The organism is Opitutia bacterium (genome assembly GCA_016217545.1).
Taxonomy (GTDB): Bacteria; Verrucomicrobiota; Verrucomicrobiia; order Opitutales; family Opitutaceae; genus Didemnitutus.
Window position 1 is genome coordinate 1 of the sequence record JACRHT010000003.1, and the last position, 18,334, is coordinate 18,334.

Genomic DNA, 18,334 nt, shown 5'->3' on the forward strand with positions numbered 1-18,334 from the left:
GCGCTGCATCGCCGATACCCGGCGCCGCCCACTCGCATCGCGATTCCCCGTATCGATCACCTCCGCAACAATCGTTCCCATCGCGACACTCTACCGCGGAAACTCCGCGCCGCCTACGGGGACGCCGACCGGACACTTACGGACAGCGGAGGCTCTAGTTTCTCGGCTGATGTGGTCGGTTTTCGGTAATTCGCACAGTGCTCTGGCCAAGTCTGCCGGAGGCAGCGAAGCCAGAGCACCGTGCGGACAAAGAAGGTTATAGTCTGTGCGCCACGCTTCAGTCTTATGCTGTGCGTCAGCGATCGTGAAGAACAGATGGACGTTCGGACACTCGTCGCGCTTTTGAATGGTCACTGTTCGCCTGAATAGCAAAAAAGGCCTTCCTCAATAGACGCCGTAGTCAATCCGTCTGAGAAGATTCGCCACATCCTTTCGGCCCTTCTCCGTGCGCATGACCCGTAGCGGCACTTTGCCTCCCAAGCCAACCGCCGGCTCGCAGAGCCAGCGCGCCAAGACAGACGCCGATTCGAAGCAGGAAATGCCTGCCAAAAACACCTCCCGATCGATTCGGCCAATTTGCCTGCGGCAGTGCTCGAGCCTGCGGATTTCAGCCACCAGACTTGCGTCGAGGCGACGCCTTTCGCTTGGGGTGAGCAGGCCGAAGACCTTTGGCGGTGCCTCCGGTCGCTCAGACGTGTTTTTCGTATTCGGTTTCATCATGCCGGCGGAGATGTTAGAGTTCATCCTGTTCCGGAGAGCTGGACCAGGATCGTATTAATGTCTGCCGAACCATGGCGAAGAATCCGTGTGTTGTGATGATCCACATAAAAGCAGCTTCGCACTCAGCCTCGGCCATAGGATGGCGTGCGCCCGCTCTTGGTTGATCTCTGTTTTTGCGACGCCATAACGTGACCGTAGGCGCGGAGCGCGGCGCGGGTCGCAGAGACGACGGCGTGCGAGGTGCCTCCCAATTCATAGCGGGATCTGGTATTTTGAACGGACCCGCTCTAGGTCGACTATCGCCAATCGGGGTGGCCCTCCGCCCTGCAATTCTCCCTGAGGGAAAGTGCGCTCCCAATAGCGTCCGTCATCGGGATCTTGGTAGAGGACTTCCCAGTCCCCCCATTGCTTGCTGGAAGCAATCTTTTTAAGGTGATGCGAGGTCAACCATTCAATGCGCGCAGAGACGGCATCTGCCTGCAATGTGTTGTCTTTCTGTATCCAAGCGCCCGAAAGATCGTGCTCGTTCGGCTGTAGTTTCATAGATATGCTTTTAGTGGACCTCGGTGATCGTTGCCTTTTCCGGGATTGGCCCATTTGGAACGACAAATTCACTAGCCTTTCCGGCGGTCTGCCCTTTTCCGACAAAACCTGGATTTGTTCGATTTATTGGCGTAGCCAGCCCTTCTGGCGTAGGAAACTCGATGACTTTGAACCCAGTTGGGCTCTCAGGAATGGTTAGCACGGTGGCGACCTGTTGCGCGTTCAGTCCTTTCAATTGTGCCGCATCTGCCACGAAGACATCAGGCGCTGAAGGGGCCCCCAGCGTAGTTGTCTTCAGTCCATTCGGAATGACTCGCGCCACTGTTTGAGGAACAGGGTTGGCAATCTGCGCCGCTGCGACACTGGATTCGCCAGACGCTAACGCGCCTTTGATGCCACCAGCAAGTCCTTGGGTTAGCTTAACGCCACCGTAAACTATTGCTGCATCTTCCGCGACGTTGGCCACGTTGCTAACCGTCGGATTCTTGATCGCCGCTTTCACATCTCCCGTGATTTTGCCCGGAAATCCAGAGACGATTTTCGGAATGCGATCGACGTTCGCTACTAGACTGGGTGCTCCTGTGCCAACTTCAACAGAAGCCAAGGCAAGCCTCCCGACAGTCGTTTCATAGCCTCCCAGTTTCCCCGATGCATTCTTTGCAGCCAAGTCCTGCTTTGCTGCTGCGATACTCTGCGGCAGCGCATTTCGGAAAACGTGAACCGTCGAGTCGAACGCTAGTTTCGGAAGCGCAGCGAGCCCATACCCCATCGCTTTCCAATTGTTACCCGCTGCCGTGTTTGCTTTCGATTTTCTCAACAGCCCATTGTCGTTTGGATCGTCGATACTAAAGCCTGATCTGTCCGTAAAAGTCAGCGGATTGTTGGCGACGTAGCTATACCGGTTGTAGCTCTGCAAGTTTCCCGGAGCCTGCACTACGATGTCGGCAGACAGCATTCGACCCAAGAGGGGATCGTAGATGCGCCCGTTCATATTCACCAACTCCAAGCCGTCCATCATCTCATGGCCGGTAAACCCACGGGGCGTGAGGGTGTTCAGGTCGTAGGTTGACGTCGAAGGTGTGCCGTTCCATGTTGCGGGATCGCGGCGCTGGCCCCAGGCGTCTTCGCTGTAGCGGCCGCTCTGGCCGCTCGCGCTGCGGGCGGTGACCGCGCTGGCGTCGCCGTAGCGCGTGATGCTCTCGATGGAGCCGAGATGATCGTGATGGTAAACCCAGGTCTCGGGAGTGCCGCCTTGGTTGAGCGAAGGAATCTCGACGGCGCCGACGGTGCCCTCGGGCGCGGACACGTAGAGGCGCACGGTCTTTTGCTGCCACACTGGCGCGCCGGTGGCGGCGGTGTTGACGTAGTCGACTTCCATCGCCGCACCGACGGCGTAGAGCTTTTTGCGCGTGTAGTGTGAAGGCGCAGAGCTGGCGCCGCCGCTCATGGCGTCGAACTCCAAGTGTGCCACGCGCGAGCGGTGCGCGTCGTAGAGAAATTCGCTGCCGGTGGTGACCGAACCGACGGTCTTGGCCATCCAGCGGGGTTTGTCGAAGCCGGTCCATTTCAACGACCATTTCTGCCAGTCGGTATTCCCTTCGGTGCCCTTGGTCCGCGTCTCGAGGTTGCCGTTGGCGTCGTAACCCATCGTGTAGCCGAAGGCGCTGGTGACGGCGTGAGGCTTCGTTGTGCTGTAGATGTAGGTGTCGCTGTCCGCGCCGGCGACGCTCTTCTTCGTCGCGATGTTGCCGTTGGCTTCATAGGTGGTGTCACCTTGCGTCGTCGAACTGGTCAGGCGATTGAGTGAATCGTAACCTAGGGTTTCGGTGAGGTCGCCGCTCGTGCGTTTACGCAAATTGCCGAGGCCGTCGAAGGTGACGCCGAGATTCTGGATGTCGGTGTCGCCCGCGGCCGGGCCGGTTTTGATCGAGGTGAGCACCCCGTCGCTGGCGCGATAGGCGCGCATCGTCCAATGTCCGGAGCCCTTCTGGATTTTGACGGGGCGGTCGAGGTGATCATAGCCATCGGTGGCGGCTGCCTGCCACCAGACGCGCGCCGCCGTGTCGGCGATTTGCGTGACGTGACTCTGGTCGTCGTAGCTGTAGGTGAAGCCGAAGTTTTCCCAGAGGTAGGGATAATCGCCGGGCGCTTCGTGCGCCGCAGGTCGCCAATAGTAGCGAACCGTCGCAGGACGACTGACGCTGTCGTATTTGGTATGTGTGTAGAACCATTTGCCGTCGATCGTTGTGAGCACGATTTCCGGGCGTCCCTTCGAATCGTAATAGAAATATTTCGTGCTTCCGGGGTCGGTGTAGCCGGGGGCATTGCTGAGAGCGTGTTCTTCGCGGGCGAGAGAACCAATCCAACCTTTGGTCGCCGCGACATCGTAGTAAAACCACGATGCTGCTTCCACAGGCGCGCCAGTGCCGAACTGGGTAGTGGTGCGGGTTTGCGGCCGACCTAAGTGATCGAACGCGGATTCGGTGACAGCTTTGTTTGCATCTTTCTGGCTAACGACCTGGCCGAGAGCGTTGTTGGTGTAGGTCCAAGCGCCTTTGTCGGGGTCGGTGAGCGTCGCCTGTCGTCCGAGCGCGTCGTAAGTGGCGGTAATTTTTTGCGTCTGCCCCTTGAGGATCGTCTCTCGCATCCGGCCGAAGCCATCGAGCTTGAACTCGAGCGAAGCGGTGCTGCTGCCGCCGGTGGTGGCGCTGATCGTGCCCGGCGAATTGTCGGCGTTCCACACCTTCACGGTGCGTCCCTTGGCGTCAACGAGGGTCGTGGTGGCTTGCGCTTCCGGATTCACCCCGCCGAGAGTGTCCGCATCGACTGAGACCGTTGTCGTTCGGCCGTTGTAGGTGGTCGAGGTGACGGTGCCATTGGGAGCGGTTACAGTGCTGACGCGCCCGAGCGCGTCGTAGGTGGTTTTCGTCCAGAGCTTGTTGGTGTCCGTAGTTTCCGAGGTGTAGGCATTCGAGACGGCGACGATCTGCCCGAGAGAATTGTAGGCGGTATCGGTGGTGGAGGTCTGCGAGGCGTAACCCTCTTTCACGACTCGGATCGCTCGTCCCAAGCGATCAAAATACGTGGTGACCGTCGGCTGGCCTGTGGCCGTCACTTGGACTTTGTAGACCGACGTGAGCGCAAGACCGGTAACTCCGGTCGGCGGTGAAACGCTGGCGCTGGAGTCCAGCGAATAGGTGGTGTCAGTTTGGAGACTCTTGAGCACGTCCTGGACCTGCGTGACGCGACCAAGGGCGTCGTAGATCGTGGTGGTTTCGGCGGCGTTGGGATCGGTGACGTTCGTGGGCAGACCGAGAATCGGATCGTAAACGATTTTGGTCGCATGCAGGTAAGGGGCGGCGTTCTGGACCGTCTTCGGCAAATCGAACGTCGCGTCGAAATCGTAGTCGGTCTCGGAGCCGGCCTTGAACGGGACAGACGAGGTGGAGTAGCTGCCAATGGTCTGAAGGCCGGTGGCAGTCGTGTTGGCGATCTCGGTTTTATACACGCGGCCCCGCGTGTCGCGCGAGTAAGTGGTGGTGAGATCGAGGTCGGTCTCGTCGGCGTCGATCGTCTCGGTCTCCACCAGCGGAGTCTGCACGACACCGTCGATCCAATAGCCGAAAGTTTTCTTGGGCGACGCCTCGGGCGCGGCGCTTGTGCCGTAGCCGCCGCCCCACACGAAAGTCTGCACGTCCTTCACCAGACCGGTTAGCCCACCAGAGGCAGGATGATAACTGGTGACGACTTTCTCGCCGTAATCGTCGCCATAGTCTGTCGTGAGCGTCGTGAGATTCCCGTAGGTGATTTTGCGCGGAAGATGACCAGAAATTGTCGAAAACGTCATGACTCCCGTGACGGCATTCGCTCCGGTCGACGTCGTGTCCGATGAATTGAACGACTCCGGCAAGGCCGTATGCACCGATGTCTCCTCATCGAACAAAGACTCGGCGGTGATTTTGATATATTCGCCGCTTTCCTTGGTCCGCGGGAACAGCGCCTCTGGCTGAGATGAAGGCGAGGCGAGGTTCAGCGTGAAGTGGGCGGTGGTTGAATCTTCCCAGCGGTATTCCGTCGCGCGTGAGATGTAGGGCCAGACCGTGCCCCACGCGGTCGGGTCGTCTTTGGATTTCACGACCTCATCGAAGACAACAGTGTTGTCGTGCGAGGAGAGGATGCGGAATTGAGCTTTGGTGCCGTTCGCCTCGGCTCCCTCGACCGGTCCTTCCCAGTAGCGATAGGTCTCCTCACGAGCGGTCAGACCCGTCATCGGAAACGACTGCGCGAGGAACTGATATTTGAAGAGTTTGGTTTGTTGGTCGAGAGTGACGAAGGCGTGGAAACCAAGGCTGCCGCGGCCGGAAAGATCCACGCGATTGCCAGCGTATTGGTAGCTGAGATGCTGGCGCTCATCGCCGGCGAAATTGCCGCCATTGTCCCGATACAAATCCGCCACAACTACTTGGCGACGGCTCTCGCGAATGGGATAGGCTACTGTCGCACCGGAGGTATAGATGGCGTCGGACGAGATTGGTGCGTAGATAAGCGCCGTTTGTGCACCCAGCCCATTGGCGATATCGACGATGCGGTGATTGTCGGTATGCGCAGCGGCGGCAATTGCGCACGCTTCCGGAAGCTCGAAAATGGTGGAATTCCGCCGTAGCAGAAGGATGCTCTCGGCCCCGTTTCCTTGGCCATCGATGGCCGCGACATCCCAGCCGAAATCGCCGGCGACGTTGTATTCCGTGCTGTCGCTGCTGGAATCAATCAGGGCAATTGGATTGGCCGTGTCGAATCCTCCTGCCTTTGCGAGGACGCAACGCCAACCTTTGGTCGGCGAATACCACGCGAAATCCTTCCTGCCGTCGGCGTTCCGATCCAGGAGCAGAACCGCGCTAATATCGAATCCCTTAACACTCTGAAATGTCTCGGTCGTTGTTTCGAAATTCTCGACGAGAACGTCGACCGTGCCGGATCGCTGGATAAACGTGTCGACCACACTACCGTCCACTGAGATGGCCGCAGGTAGTGTGGCAAAGGCAGTAGAGTCAAAATGCCCGTCGCCCTTGGAGAGCGCAACCCGCCAACCCGACTGCGCATCGAACTGCCCTCCTGCATACCGAGTGGCTTGGAAACAGAGGACATCGTCCAAGCCGTCTCCGTTGATATCGCCCACAAGGGAACGGAAGCCACCGGAGCCGTCGGTCCCGCCGTAACTTTGGCCAAAATTTCCGATCGTCTCAACGAAACCAAACGTCCCATTGCCGGTGTTGCGAAGGGCATGCATGGATAGAAAAACGCTCGGATGATAGGGGTCACTGGCATCGAGTTCGTTTTGCGTGGCAATGAGGTCCGAACGTCCATCCCCATCGAGATCGCATCTCTGCAACGTGTAGCCTCGTCCCAATCCAGGGTCCGGCAGCGGCAGATTTGGGAGTTCCGTATCTGTGAACGTTATGTTGGCGCCGGAAAGAATCGGCTGCACCCAATGCAAGGTGCCGTTGGCGGTATTGACCGATATGGTTCCCGCGCTCCCGGTCATTTGGTTTTCCGCCCACCTGTAAGCGGATTCAAAGCCGTCGATGGTGATAATCGGAGGAGGTAGACCGAAACCCGCGATACTCTGCACAGCCATCTCCTGATAGATCAACTCGTCGATTCCATCGCCGTCCAAGTCCACCACTACCGCAGACCCAGGCAGGCCGCGATTTTCCAGGTCCAAATAACTGACGACTCCGCCTTTTGTGCTCATGGGCACCCGATCGGCGAATCCGGTGCCGGTCGACAATGCCAGATACCATCCTTGATTCTGCGCGGGATTGGAGGTGCCGTAGTTGTGCCACACCAAATCCGATTTTCCGTCTCCGTTGAAATCACCGACGGCCACCGGCCCGGGGCCCCAGCCAAAGACACCCCAAGTTCCAACGGGGGCCGTGTAGCTGCTCCAAGATCCGTCTCCGTTTGGCGTCGCGACGACATAGTTGGTTCCCTCGAGGAAAAGGACGTCGCTGCGTCCATCGCCATTAAAGTCGCCTTGCCAGTTCGCTCGCAACGTGTGGCTGCTCGATGGTTCGAATGCAGCGCCGGGGGCGGATAGCACTGTGGGAGCTGCTCCCCAAGTCACCACCGTTCCCGGTGCTGATTGCAAATCGTAGTTCGCGCTCTGCGGGTTGGCGAACGCGGGGGTGATGGATTTGAGATGGGTGCGCCCTGCGGTAGCGGCGTCCTCATAGGCGAGCGAATATTTCGTGGCCAGCTTGTCGCTCGAACCGACTTTTATGTAACCCTCGATCGAAGCCAACCGTTTCGTGCTGTTTACATGGCGTCCCGCCAGATAGTTTTGTGCAACGTTCGTCCGAGCTTCGTAGGTGAAGGAAAGATAAGCCTGTGGATCGATCGACTCGCTGCCGCCGGTGTAGTCAATCTTCGTGAGGAGATGTTCGCCCTCACCTTGATCAGCGTAGGTGAAAGAGAGGAAATTCCCCGTGCGATCCTCAACACGCTTCAGGGCGTAGGCGTAAGCGGCTCCGGTAGTTTCACCGCCGGCTGACTGAAACCCGTCGGTGGTGTTCGAGTATTTGCCGAAAGTATACTTCATCCCCTCCTTGTCTTCCATGACAAAAGTATCGACATTGTTGTCAGCACCGCTGGCAGAAATGGTCACGAACGAGTCGACCTCGGTGCGATACGTGCTACCCGGTTTGAAATGAGTGTTCGTTGAGCTGGTCAGAATGAGACGTTTCCCTTCGAGGTAGAGTTGATCGTCGGCAGTGAAGGTGACGCCTCGGACTTCGTTATCGCGGGCCAGAATCGAACGACCTCGGGTGATGGCTTGAGGGAAACCCGTCGAGATCGAGAAGCCTACGCCAAGGGGACCATCTCCCGATTGACTATTGTAGGTCAGTGCCAGTTGCGGCTGCACCCCTTGCCGCCCCGGAGGAACCCTGAGCTGTATTGTGTAGTTCGCGGCACCGCGGTTGTCCACGGACACGCTGCCGGGAAGTGTGCCGACCAGATCGGCGGCATCGAGCGCCACCGACGCAGCGAACATTGCCAACAGCGTCGACAGCATGGCAACGCAGCGACGCGGGGAAGGTGAGAAGATCGATCGCATGACCCAAAGAGACTACGGTTTGCTCGAGTCTTTCGACTGCGTGCGGGAAAGAGATTTTTGCAGCATCGTCTGCAAGGCGGCGCGATTTGCGGTCGAATCGGGGTTGGCAACTTCGGGCGCGCGCAGCGGAGCGTGCGCCGCATACATCCGACGCGTGGCTTGCACTTCGGACGCGGTCGCGGGAACAGCGTCCGTTCCGTCAGGAGCGCCCGGAGGCGTGGAAGGTTCGGTCGTCGATGGCTTCGGGTCGACGCGGTCCGCAGAATTGGCAATCGCTGGTTCGGTGACCAGCGCTTCTGCAACCGATGCGATGGGCTCGGAAGTTTTTGGCGCAACGGGCGGCATCGTCTGAACTTGGGCGATGGCTGACGTGGCAGGGACGGTCGTCTTGCGTGCGACCGGGGATGCTTCGTGCGGAGCGTTATGCTGAGAGCGCTGCCATAGCCACAGTCCGGCGATCAGTGCCAGACCGAAGCACAAGACCAACAAATGCCGGACGGAACGGTTTGATGGGTTCATGGCGCGTCAGTGGCGGAGATCGCGCCGGTGGTTTTGTTCACCTTGTAATAAACGGCGTCAGGTGCGGAGAGAACCAAGTTGCCCCCGGGAGGGAGGGCGGAGGCGCTGTCGGCGCGGTTGGTCGGATCGGTGCCCGCAGCGTATTCGGCGAGGTCGGTGCGTCCGTCGCCGTCGGTGTCGGTCGGCGCTGCTGCCGCAGACTTCGGATCGAGGCCGTAGTGGACTTCCCATCCGTCGGGCAAGCCGTCCCCGTCGGTGTCTGCAAGGACGGGGTTGGTGCCAAGGCGATACTCTTGCAAATTTGTCAGTCCATCGCCGTCGGGATCGGCCTTCTGATCGACTTCGGTGACGCCAAAATAGAACCGCTCCCACTCATCGGAGAGCAGGTTGCCGGTGGCCGGATAATCGAACGGGTTGAACTCGATCGCACGGAAGAAAAGTTTCGGCGCGATGGTGTTCTGCCCCGTGTTTGTCGGATCGTAGTCAATCGCCGTCACGACGGTGAAGGGCTCATCTGCACCGCTCGGGTTCGTCGCGGGAAGAAAACTCCAGGTCTGCAAGTCGAGCGAAATCTGGACGAGATAGTGGCGACCGGAGCGGCCCCACCAACTGAAGCGCCACGTCGGCGGGTCGGTGTCGCCAATCGCCATCGTCGCCCCCATGTTGAGATCGGTGACCGTTTGCGAGAAGACGGACGGGATCGCGCCGAAGACTAGGCCAGCAAAAAAAATCAGATACCGAATGCGCTGCGTGTTCATCGCTTCGCCTCCGTTTCCAACCAGAACGTTATGACCGGACTTGGTGGCGGAGCTTTTCTCCGCTTCTCTTCCGCGGCCAACTCGTCGGCTTCCCGTTTGACGAGGTCGCTTCTGAGTTTGGGGCCGTTGAGCTGCGCGTAAGCGTGAAGGTAGTCGAGCAGATCGAGGCCTTTGGGCGCAGTTTTGGAGTCGTTGTTCGATCCGAGCAGAACGTAGTCTGCATGTTCAGCGCTGAGGTGCTTCAAGCCGTCTGTTGAAACGTTGGTGGGGGCTTCGTTATCGACTGCGCACACGAACGGAAACCAGAGAAATACGGCGCCCTTCGTCTCGATGTCGGTTAGCTGCGTTAGCAGGCGAAAATCGATGTTCGAGAGTGCGCGATAGGTTACGCCCTCCTCCTGCCATGACAGTTCTGTCACCGTGCGCGTCCCAACGTAGACATTCGCGGTGACTGTGATCGTCTCGTAAGATTTGGTCGCGCGGCGCGCGGCGGTCGCTTGCTCTTCGACTGTAGGTTCGGGCCGTGGCGCAGGTGCGTGGGCATGGGGAAGAATCGGCGGCTTCACTCGCACAAACGTAACCGTGTGGTCGCCGTGGTTCTCCACCTTGCGCGCGAGCACATCGAATGTCAGCTTGGCGCCAGTCGTGCTTGTCTGCGCTGCCGCGGGCGACGCCAGCAGTAGAGACGCGCACGCACAGAAAGGCCACCCCATCCCGAGGGATATTTTCATGAGATAAATTGAACCGCACCGGTGGCCCGGCCGGCGCGGCATGCGGATACTGCGCCAAACTGCATCGGGCCGACAATACGATTCTTTCGAGTGTGCATCATTTTACGGCATATTGTGCCGTTCTTAAAACTCTCAATTCACGGCATGATGGGGCGTGCCTTCGCCAACCCATATTCGCCGCGATCTCGTGAAGTTCGGCGCAAAACTCCGTCGGGAGCGACTGGCGCGGGAGGTTACTCAAGAACGATTGGCGGAACTGGCTGACTTGAACGTCCGCACGCTCCAAAAAATCGAGGCGGGGGAAACCAACGTTCTCGTGACGACTGCCATGCGGCTGCGCCGTGCGCTCGGCTGTCCATGGGATTCCGTTCTTCAAAAATAGCGCTGCGCTTGATGGAAAAGTGAGCGTCAATGCGGTTGCATCGTGTGCGCTAAAGGTAAACGCCGCGATCGATTGCTCGTAGGATACGCGCCACCTTTAGCCTCCCAGCAGCGGAGCGCATGACATCAAGGGGCGCCTTGTTGCCGAGAGTAGGTGCCGGTAACGGATTTTCTTCGCAGCTCAGTCGCCACCGCGGTTCGATCCGCCGCCCCCTGAATTTCTTTCAAGAAACGTTCAAAGAGGGTGTGTTTGCCAAGGGACTATCCGCGCGCCAAAGCTTGATCGTTTCACCCTTAGGAGATTCGAAAAGCGACATCGGGTATATCTTTTGATCGGTTTGCCGGTCTTGAAGCAGAAGGCCAAGTTTCAACTGCCAAATCTTGAATTGCTCGATCATTGCGACGGTGGTGACTTCGACCTCCCGTCCGTTGCTCCGAATCAGTTGCTCCTGGAAGTAGCCCAAAGAAAAAATCCTAACGTGAAAGCCCTCTGGGGCGTAGGGATCCTCCGATATCCACGCCTCGAGGAGGTGATCTGGGACATCATGTAGCTTCGCATTGGGGTGTGCCCGAATCCAAGCCGTGCTCGCTGCCAAGACCTCCTCGTGAGTCATCGGTTTCATCAACTTACGGTCTAACGCAGGCGGCTGAAGGTCAACCAGAAATGGTCCACCGGTGGACCCAAAACGAGCGGATGTTCGCCTACGATGGCGCGGCATGCCAAAGTCAGGATCATCGCGTCGTAACCTCGCCGGTAAAGTCGTGTTGAGGCTCCGGAAAGCCCAAGGACTCACACGTGAGCAATTGGCCGCAAAGCTGCACATTCGCGGTTGGGACGTGACACGCAAGGTGGTCGAGCGGATCGAAAATGGTCGGCGAGAAATCAACGATCTCGAGCTTCGCGTGTTAGCGCGTGCATTACGTGTCCCTATAGAAACGTTATTTGAATCGAACTAGCGGCCTATCGGTGAATACCGCGTTCATATCACGGCGGAATTTATTCATGGCAGCCGATTCCAGCAAAACGAAGTCTGACGGGGAGAGCGATGTATGGGATGCGGAGCGTCTCTGGATCGAAGGCGGTGAGCCTCGGCGAGAGATGGTCTCCTCCTTCATCGCGTGCGGAGATCTCGTAATTCTCGCGGGCGCACCCAAATCCGGCAAAAGTCTGTTGGCTTCGCAGCTTTGCCTCCAATTGTTGCGCGGCAGCGGCAATCTCTTTGGGCATCCTGCGCTAGCGATTAAACCGGCATCATCAGAGCGTCCGGGGTGGCGCGTGCTTTTCGTGTCTTTAGAAATGGAGCCGGATGCAGTGTGGGGACGTCTGTGCCGACAGGCTGAGAAGCTTGGAGTTTCGATTTTGGAGATACCGGGGGTGGCTCGCGGTTTCGCGAAAGCTCGCCCCAGTGAGGGGCATAAACGCAACGCCGCGCATAGCCCTCTGCCGCTTTTCCATGTGTTCCAGATCAACGGAGAAAAATCGTTTTCTATCAGGCGCCGCTCCAAAAAATCAGGCGTTTCGCTAGACGCTGCAGCGCGCAAATGTTGGCAAGACATCGTCACCCGAGTGCTGCCTGACGTCATCGTGTTTGATTCACTATCTCAGCTCCACGACTGCGATGAAAATGCGAACATAGACATGCGGCATGTGCTCCATGAGCTCGATAGCTTATGCAACTACGAGACGTCCAGTGGGCGTCAAAGACCCGCCAAGGTCATCATCCATCATACACGAAAACCATACGGAGATCGCTCATACGGAGCTACCGCTGCCACCTCGATTCGAGGAGCGTCGTCAATTCATGCCGAAGCTGACCTCGCGATTACCATCACCAAGTTTCAAGGCGTGCGCCGAGATCGCGAGGTCATGCTCACGTGCAGTTCGCGCCACGCAGCGCAGCTCGATAATTTCTCCTTGGAGCGTGAGGACGAGGGTTTGACCTACAAATACAACGGCGGGGAGACGCCCCGCACCGCGCGCCGTCACCACGAGAAGCTGTCCGCGGTCCATCGGATACTTTCGTCGGGGAAGCAAAATCTCACTGAGACTGAGATTATTCAAGGTGTCGCGCTGATAACCCGCGACCGCGGCACGTGGGCACGCATGTTGGTGAAAGACCTTGTTCACGTCGGTTTATTAAAAGAACTCGGCAAGAGCGTGAAAGGTAACCCGGCGCGCTTTGCGCTACCCCCTGAACACACCCGCGATTCTTGGATGAGTCTAGCGCTCGGCCATACGGAGATTAGTGAATCAACCTCACAGTCGAGTCGTGAGCGACCGTGACGTTTACGGAGACCGAAAGCAATGGCATGGCAGCGCCGCAGTCGCCGATGGAAAAAAGCAGGTCCGAGACAAAACCTGATCGGCCCAGCAATTCAGCGCATTCGACGGAAGCACCTGCTCACTCAGGCTGCCCTTGCCTCGAAGTGCTGCGAAAGCGGGTTCGAACTTGGGCCGACGGAAGTTGCCAAGATCGAGTGCGGAGTGCGCTGCATCACGGACGTCGAAATCGCTGCGCTCGCGCGAGTGCTGGCGGTCGAGCCCGGTGAGTTTTTCTTGGCGGAACCAGTCATCGAAGAACCCAATCCGGTGCCCAAGGGCCTTTTGCGTGCTCGACCGCTGGCTAAAAAGTCATAGCAGGCGGGTATTTCCATTATCGGAATAAATAGCCTAACGATATTCAGCCACAGATACTTGCTGTTGGCTGCCCGGCATGGATTCGAACCATGACTAGGCGAGTCAAAGTCGCCTGTGCTACCATTACACCACCAGGCAGTGGAGCGGCCGAAAGAAGAGCGCGCACCGGGGCGGGTCAAGGGCGGAATCGTCAATCCGTTCGCCCCTTCCCGGCGCCTCGGCTTCAGCGGGCGCGTTGCCGGTCAGCCTGCCGTTTTCCCAGCCAGACGCTCAACCCCAGCCACGCCATCGACAACGGCACCGCCACCAGCGAGATGCCCGTGAACCCGAGACCTAGCGCCGCCAGCCCCGCGTAGCTCCAACTCGCGAGCTGGTCGCCGCCGCGATACACCACCGTGTCGATGAAAACCTTCGCCTTGTAGCGGTCCTCGCGTGGCACGACGGTGTAGAGGACTTCGCGCGCCGGCCGCGCCAACGCGAAGTTGCTCACGCGCCGCGCCACCTGCACGACGACGAAAACCGCCACCGTCGGCGCCACCGCCAGCGCCCCGAATCCCGCGGTGCTCAACAGCGGCAGCGCGCCGAGCGTGAGCACGACGCCGGCCCGCGGCATCAGCCGTCCGGTCAGCAGCAATTGGCAGGCGAGGGTCAGCGTGTTCACCCAGAAATCCAAGTCGGCGAAAAACGCCGTGCGCGCCGCACGCTCCGGAAAATGCTGCTCCGCGATCGTCGCCTGCTGGAAATAAAGGAACGTCGACGTGATCGTGTAGAGCAGCATGAACACCGCGATGCCGGCCAGATACGGCGAGCGGAACGTGTGCGTGAGACCCGCGAGCACGCTGCCACCCACCGGCCGCTCCGCCTCCTCGCCCGGCGCCGGCCGCCGAAACGCCGCGCAGACTCCGCCGAGTCGTCGCGACGCGAACACCGCCACCTCGAGCAACGCGATCGCCGCGAACAACAGCCAGTGCTGCCCGAGTTTTTCCACGAAGCCCGACGTCAGCGCCGAGCCCGCGATGCCGCCGAGCGTCGCACCCGCCGCGAGGAAACCAAACAGCCGCTTCCCCTGCTCCGCATCGAACACGTCGACGATGAACGACCAGAACACGGACACGACAAAGAGATTGAACACCGACACCCAGATGAAGAACGCGCGGCCGATCCACACGTGCTGCGCCGGCGTCGCGACCGCGAGCAGCACCATGAACGCCACGAGGTTCACCATGAAGAACCGATACGTGAGCGCGATGAAGCGATCGCGCCGCCACCGCCGCACCGCCCAGCCGAACAGCGGATTCACCGCGAGCATAGCCACCAGCGTGCCGGTGAAGAGCCACGGCAGGTTCTTCACCCCGCCGGCGACGCCGAGCTCGTCGCGGATCGGCCGCAGCACGTAGTAGGACAGGAACAGCGCGAACACATAGAGCCACGCCCACGCCAGCGCGCGCGACTCCGAGGGTTGCACGACGAGGAAGCGCCGCAGGACGGCGGTCAAGGGATCCGGCCGCGAAGGCACGGTTCCGGGCGGAGGCGTGGAGGGGAATGCCACCGCGCGACCGTAGCAGGCCCCGCGACGGCGTCAGCAACGTTGCGGCGAAGCGAGCAACCCGTGCGACGACGCTGACCGAGGATCGGACGCGCGTCCCTTCGCCCCGTTCGCCACCGCACTCCGGCCGGCGGCCGGAACTCAGCCCGCGGGCTTCAGCCAGTTCTCCTGCAACCGCCGGGCCACGTCCTCGAATTGCGCGCCGCTGGCGGGCTTCTGGATATACTCGGTCGCGTTCAATTCCAGCGCGCGCCGGCGATCATCGGCGCGACCTGAGGAGGAAAACACGACGACCGTCAGTTCGCGGAGCTTCGCCTCGCGGCGAATCCAGCGCAGCACCTCGAAACCGGAGAGCAGCGGCAGGTTCAAATCGAGCAACACGACGCGCGGGAACGGATGCAGCACGCGATCGTCGTAGGGCGGATCGCCGCGCAGGTAGTTCACCGCCTGCTGGCCGTCGGAGACGCAGTGCAGCGGCGCGCGCAGGCCGGCGCGGCGGAAGGCGACGTGCATGAACAGCACGTCGTCCGGCTCGTCTTCCACGTAGAGAACGGAGTCTTGCGCCATGGTCACGCGGCCTTGAGGTCGAGCCAGAACCGGCTGCCGCGGCCGAGTTCGGATTCCACGCCGACGGAGCCGCCGAGTCGCTCGGCGACTTTCTTCACCAGCGCGAGGCCGATGCCGGTGCCCTCGTAATTCTTGCTCAGCCGCTGGAACATGCCGAACACGCGGCCGAGCATCGCCTCGGGGATGCCGATGCCGTCGTCCTCGAACCACACGCGCACCCAGTCGCCGCGGCGCTCCGCGCGGACGATGACGCGCGGCACGTGGCCGGGCTCGACGAATTTCACCGCGTTGCCGAGCAGGTTGGAGAAACACTGGGTGAGCGCCGCCTCGTTGCCGAGCACGCGCGGGAAATCGCCCGCCATCTCCACGCGCGCCAGCGGCGGCTGGAGATTCGGGTAGGAATCGAGGATGCCGCGCAACAGCGGCGCCATGTCCATCGGCTCGAGCGCGAACTCCTGCCGCACCGTGCCGCTGTAGCTGAGCGCGTCGGTGATGAGCCGGTCCATGCGGGCCGCGGCGGTGCCGATGCGGCGGAGGTATTCCTTGCCGTCCGCGCTGAGCCGGCCGGAGCACTCCTCCGCCAGCATCGCCGCGAAGCCGTGCATCGCGCGCAGCGGCGCGCGCATGTCGTGCGTGATCGTGTAGGAGAAGTGCTCGAGATCCTGCACCAGCTCGCGCAACTCCGCGGTGCGCGCGGCCACGGTGGCGTCGAGCTGCCCGTTGGTCCGCTGGAGCTCGTTGCGCAGGCGGTGGCATTCGAGCAGGAGCGAACACTGCGCGGCCACCCACTCGATCATGCGAAACTGCTCGGCGGTCCACGCCCGCGGGTGCTCGGAGTAGATTTTCACCGCGCCCACCACCGCGCCGCGCATGCGCAACGGCGTCGCGAGCACCGAGCGGAAGCGCCGGCCCGCCGCGCCGGGCGCGATGAGATCGGGCCGCGCGTCGAGATCGTCCACGAACGCCGTGCGATCGTGCGCCATGACGACGGCGGCGAACGATTTCGCGAACGGCCACCGCATGCGGTCGAGCGGGCCGACGCCGCTCTGCGCAAGCACGACGAGATCGTCGCCCGAATGCTCGACGATGGCGACGGCCGCCGCCGCTTCGTTGAAAAGCCGCAGCACGGGCTCGCAGATGCGTTGTGGCAGTTCGTCGCCTTGTTCGACGAGCTGGAGCGACTCGAGCAGGGTCTGCAGGAGGCTCTCGCGGCGCGCGATCGATTGGTTCGCGATCTGCAGCTCCTCCGTTTGCGCGGCGAGTTCCTCGGTCTGGTGCTGGAGTTCCTCCGCCTGCTGTTGGATTTGCGCGTTCTGCTGCGCGAGCTCCGCGCTCTGCGCGTGCAACTCCTCGTTCTGGCGCGCGATCTCCTCCTGTCGCGCGGATAATTCGTGGTTCGCCTGCTCGATCACCAGCCGCTTGCGCTCCAGCCGGTCGAAGAGATTCAGGATCAGGTTCACCGCCACGGCGACCACGACGGTGTTGATCCACTGCATGCCCAGCTGGAGCGCGCCGAGCGGGCTCAGCGTGCCGATCGGGTCGAGCACGTAGACGGCCTTGTAAGTTGCCAGGAGCAGGAACGCGCCCGTCATGCTCCACAGCAGCGCGCGGTCGCGATGCCACAGGCAAAGCAGGAGCGGCAGGCCGTAGCTCAGCGAGATGTTGCTGTTCCGAAACCACACGAGACGCAGCGCATACATCAACGCGAAGCTCGCCGCGAAGATCGCCACGGACACCAACCGGTTCGGCGGGCGCGGGGCGTGGGAGAGGGCGGCGAAGTCGGCGGGACGCATCACTCGGACAGACGTTGATACAGCGCCGGGCCCAGCCGCCGCAACGGCAGATAGTGCGGTGGCTTCTCGGCCTTGCCCGTCATCAGCACGCCGCCGGGCGCGAGCTGGTCGCAGAGATATTCCCACGCGCGGGCGGCGTGCGCCTCCGTGAGGTAGATCGCGACGTTGCGGAACAGGATCACATCCCAGCCCGCCGTTTCCTCGAACGAGAAGAGGTCCGCCGCCTGCCAGCGCATCGCGCGCGTGAGCGACGGGCGCGCACGATAGCCCGACCGGTCCGCGTCGAAAAACCGCGCGCGCCACTCCGGCGGCACGCGCGCCATCGCCGCTTCGGAAAACCACCCCACGCGCGCAGACGCGATCGCGTCCGTCCGGCAATCGACGCCGCACAGCTCGCTCCCGCCGATCACGCCCGCCTCGGCCAGCAGCATCGCCACCGAATAAAGCTCGTTGCCCGTGGACACGCCCGCCGCGTAGACGCGCAGGCCGCACCGCGTGCGCAACAGCTCCGGGATCGCCTCGCGCGCCAACTGGTCCCACACCGCGCGGTCGCGAAAAAAATCGGTGACGCCGATCAACACGGTGCTCAACACGCTGTCGACCAGCTCCGGCCGCGCCGCCAAAACCTCGCGCGCCGTCGAGGGCGTGGGCACGCCGAGGTGGCGCAGGCCCGCCGCGAGCCGTCGCTCGAGCGCGTGCGGCCGGTAGGCGCGCGCATTGAGCCCGGCCCGCTGCAACAGCCACGTGAGCAGCGGGTCGTGGAGTTCCCCCTCTCGCGGAAAAGTGCCCGCGCCCGCCGGCAGGAACCGCACGCGCAGATCCCGCAACGCGCCCGCGGGCGCCCCGGCGAAACCCGCGGCCTCTTCCCGACCCTGAAAGTAGATGTGCGCGAGATTTGCCATGCCGGTCGCGCGACTGCAATGGATGCGCCGCCCATCGTCAGGGGCAAAATGGCCCTGCCGACCGCTTCCGGAATTTCCCTGATGACGGCGCCCGGACGCAGCCCGGCCGAGGCGGAGCGGCG

The 18,334-nt window shown here is 61.1% G+C and carries 17 protein-coding genes and 1 tRNA gene; 4 read left to right on the forward strand and 14 right to left on the reverse strand.

Annotated elements, in window-relative coordinates:
* Window positions 1-90 precede the first annotated feature (90 nt).
* From HZA32_02620 to HZA32_02650, 7 genes are all read right to left on the reverse strand, one after another.
* Window positions 91-354: a transposase gene (locus HZA32_02620; GenBank protein MBI5422952.1), complete on the reverse strand. Its 264-nt coding sequence runs from the start codon at window positions 352-354 to the stop codon at window positions 91-93.
* 30 nt (window positions 355-384) lie between these two features.
* Window positions 385-744 (reverse strand): DUF2384 domain-containing protein, encoded by a 360-nt coding sequence (locus tag HZA32_02625; GenBank protein MBI5422953.1) that lies wholly within the window; start codon window positions 742-744, stop codon window positions 385-387.
* Window positions 745-972: 228 nt separating this feature from the next.
* Window positions 973-1,263, reverse strand: a complete 291-nt coding sequence (locus tag HZA32_02630) for a hypothetical protein (protein MBI5422954.1) — start codon at window positions 1,261-1,263, stop codon at window positions 973-975.
* Window positions 1,264-1,273: 10 nt separating this feature from the next.
* Complete coding sequence (locus tag HZA32_02635) at window positions 1,274-8,377, reverse strand: VCBS repeat-containing protein (GenBank protein ID MBI5422955.1); 7,104 nt, start codon at window positions 8,375-8,377, stop codon at window positions 1,274-1,276.
* A gap of 12 nt (window positions 8,378-8,389) precedes the next feature.
* A complete protein-coding gene (locus HZA32_02640) occupies window positions 8,390-8,896 on the reverse strand; it encodes a hypothetical protein (GenBank protein ID MBI5422956.1) in 507 nt (168 codons plus the stop codon).
* A complete protein-coding gene (locus HZA32_02645; protein ID MBI5422957.1) occupies window positions 8,893-9,654 on the reverse strand; it encodes a hypothetical protein in 762 nt (253 codons plus the stop codon). The genes HZA32_02640 and HZA32_02645 overlap by 4 nt, the downstream gene beginning before the upstream one ends.
* A complete protein-coding gene (locus tag HZA32_02650; protein ID MBI5422958.1) occupies window positions 9,651-10,385 on the reverse strand; it encodes a hypothetical protein in 735 nt (244 codons plus the stop codon). The genes HZA32_02645 and HZA32_02650 overlap by 4 nt, the downstream gene beginning before the upstream one ends.
* A gap of 154 nt (window positions 10,386-10,539) precedes the next feature.
* On the opposite strand from HZA32_02650, the gene HZA32_02655 reads away from it, so the two are divergent.
* Complete coding sequence (locus HZA32_02655; GenBank protein ID MBI5422959.1) at window positions 10,540-10,767, forward strand: helix-turn-helix transcriptional regulator; 228 nt, start codon at window positions 10,540-10,542, stop codon at window positions 10,765-10,767.
* A 49-nt stretch (window positions 10,768-10,816) separates the two neighbouring features.
* Here HZA32_02655 and HZA32_02660 read toward each other — a convergent pair whose 3' ends face one another.
* Window positions 10,817-10,969 (reverse strand): DUF2384 domain-containing protein, encoded by a 153-nt coding sequence (locus tag HZA32_02660; protein MBI5422960.1) that lies wholly within the window; start codon window positions 10,967-10,969, stop codon window positions 10,817-10,819.
* A gap of 21 nt (window positions 10,970-10,990) precedes the next feature.
* On the reverse strand, window positions 10,991-11,389 hold the full coding sequence (locus HZA32_02665; protein MBI5422961.1) for a hypothetical protein: 399 nt from the start codon (window positions 11,387-11,389) through the stop codon (window positions 10,991-10,993).
* A gap of 94 nt (window positions 11,390-11,483) precedes the next feature.
* On the opposite strand from HZA32_02665, the gene HZA32_02670 reads away from it, so the two are divergent.
* Genes HZA32_02670 through HZA32_02680 form a run of 3 tightly spaced genes read left to right on the forward strand, consistent with a single transcriptional unit; the run spans window position 11,484 to window position 13,404 of the window.
* Window positions 11,484-11,723, forward strand: a complete 240-nt coding sequence (locus HZA32_02670; GenBank protein ID MBI5422962.1) for a helix-turn-helix transcriptional regulator — start codon at window positions 11,484-11,486, stop codon at window positions 11,721-11,723.
* Between the two features lie 46 nt (window positions 11,724-11,769).
* A complete protein-coding gene (locus HZA32_02675) occupies window positions 11,770-13,050 on the forward strand; it encodes an AAA family ATPase (GenBank protein ID MBI5422963.1) in 1,281 nt (426 codons plus the stop codon).
* 21 nt (window positions 13,051-13,071) lie between these two features.
* Window positions 13,072-13,404: a helix-turn-helix transcriptional regulator gene (locus HZA32_02680; protein ID MBI5422964.1), complete on the forward strand. Its 333-nt coding sequence runs from the start codon at window positions 13,072-13,074 to the stop codon at window positions 13,402-13,404.
* 64 nt (window positions 13,405-13,468) lie between these two features.
* Here the strand turns inward: HZA32_02680 and HZA32_02685 are convergent.
* The 5 genes from HZA32_02685 to HZA32_02705 form a co-directional block, all read right to left on the reverse strand.
* Window positions 13,469-13,542, reverse strand: a tRNA-Gln gene (locus HZA32_02685).
* Window positions 13,543-13,627: 85 nt separating this feature from the next.
* Entirely contained in the window at window positions 13,628-14,920 is a 1,293-nt protein-coding gene (locus tag HZA32_02690) for an MFS transporter (protein ID MBI5422965.1), read from the reverse strand.
* Between the two features lie 171 nt (window positions 14,921-15,091).
* Window positions 15,092-15,517: a response regulator gene (locus HZA32_02695; protein ID MBI5422966.1), complete on the reverse strand. Its 426-nt coding sequence runs from the start codon at window positions 15,515-15,517 to the stop codon at window positions 15,092-15,094.
* Between the two features lie 2 nt (window positions 15,518-15,519).
* Window positions 15,520-17,310, reverse strand: coding sequence for a GAF domain-containing protein (locus tag HZA32_02700; protein ID MBI5422967.1), 1,791 nt, complete (start codon window positions 17,308-17,310; stop codon window positions 15,520-15,522).
* Complete coding sequence (locus HZA32_02705; protein ID MBI5422968.1) at window positions 17,310-18,212, reverse strand: hypothetical protein; 903 nt, start codon at window positions 18,210-18,212, stop codon at window positions 17,310-17,312. Before HZA32_02705 ends, HZA32_02700 begins: the two co-directional genes overlap by 1 nt.
* Window positions 18,213-18,334: the final 122 nt, after the last annotated feature.

Bases quoted from the DNA above. Each gene is read 5' to 3' on its own strand.
- HZA32_02625 (MBI5422953.1), bottom strand. From the start codon at position 744: ATGAACTCTAACATCTCCGCCGGCATGATGAAACCGAATACGAAAAAC.
- HZA32_02630 (MBI5422954.1), bottom strand. From the start codon at position 1,263: ATGAAACTACAGCCGAACGAGCACGATCTTTCGGGCGCTTGGATACAG.
- HZA32_02635 (MBI5422955.1), bottom strand. From the start codon at position 8,377: ATGCGATCGATCTTCTCACCTTCCCCGCGTCGCTGCGTTGCCATGCTG.
- HZA32_02640 (MBI5422956.1), bottom strand. From the start codon at position 8,896: ATGAACCCATCAAACCGTTCCGTCCGGCATTTGTTGGTCTTGTGCTTC.
- HZA32_02645 (MBI5422957.1), bottom strand. From the start codon at position 9,654: ATGAACACGCAGCGCATTCGGTATCTGATTTTTTTTGCTGGCCTAGTC.
- HZA32_02650 (MBI5422958.1), bottom strand. From the start codon at position 10,385: ATGAAAATATCCCTCGGGATGGGGTGGCCTTTCTGTGCGTGCGCGTCT.
- HZA32_02665 (MBI5422961.1), bottom strand. From the start codon at position 11,389: ATGAAACCGATGACTCACGAGGAGGTCTTGGCAGCGAGCACGGCTTGG.
- HZA32_02670 (MBI5422962.1), top strand. From the start codon at position 11,484: ATGCCAAAGTCAGGATCATCGCGTCGTAACCTCGCCGGTAAAGTCGTG.
- HZA32_02675 (MBI5422963.1), top strand. From the start codon at position 11,770: ATGGCAGCCGATTCCAGCAAAACGAAGTCTGACGGGGAGAGCGATGTA.
- HZA32_02680 (MBI5422964.1), top strand. From the start codon at position 13,072: ATGGCATGGCAGCGCCGCAGTCGCCGATGGAAAAAAGCAGGTCCGAGA.
- HZA32_02695 (MBI5422966.1), bottom strand. From the start codon at position 15,517: ATGGCGCAAGACTCCGTTCTCTACGTGGAAGACGAGCCGGACGACGTG.
- HZA32_02700 (MBI5422967.1), bottom strand. From the start codon at position 17,310: ATGCGTCCCGCCGACTTCGCCGCCCTCTCCCACGCCCCGCGCCCGCCG.
- HZA32_02705 (MBI5422968.1), bottom strand. From the start codon at position 18,212: ATGGCAAATCTCGCGCACATCTACTTTCAGGGTCGGGAAGAGGCCGCG.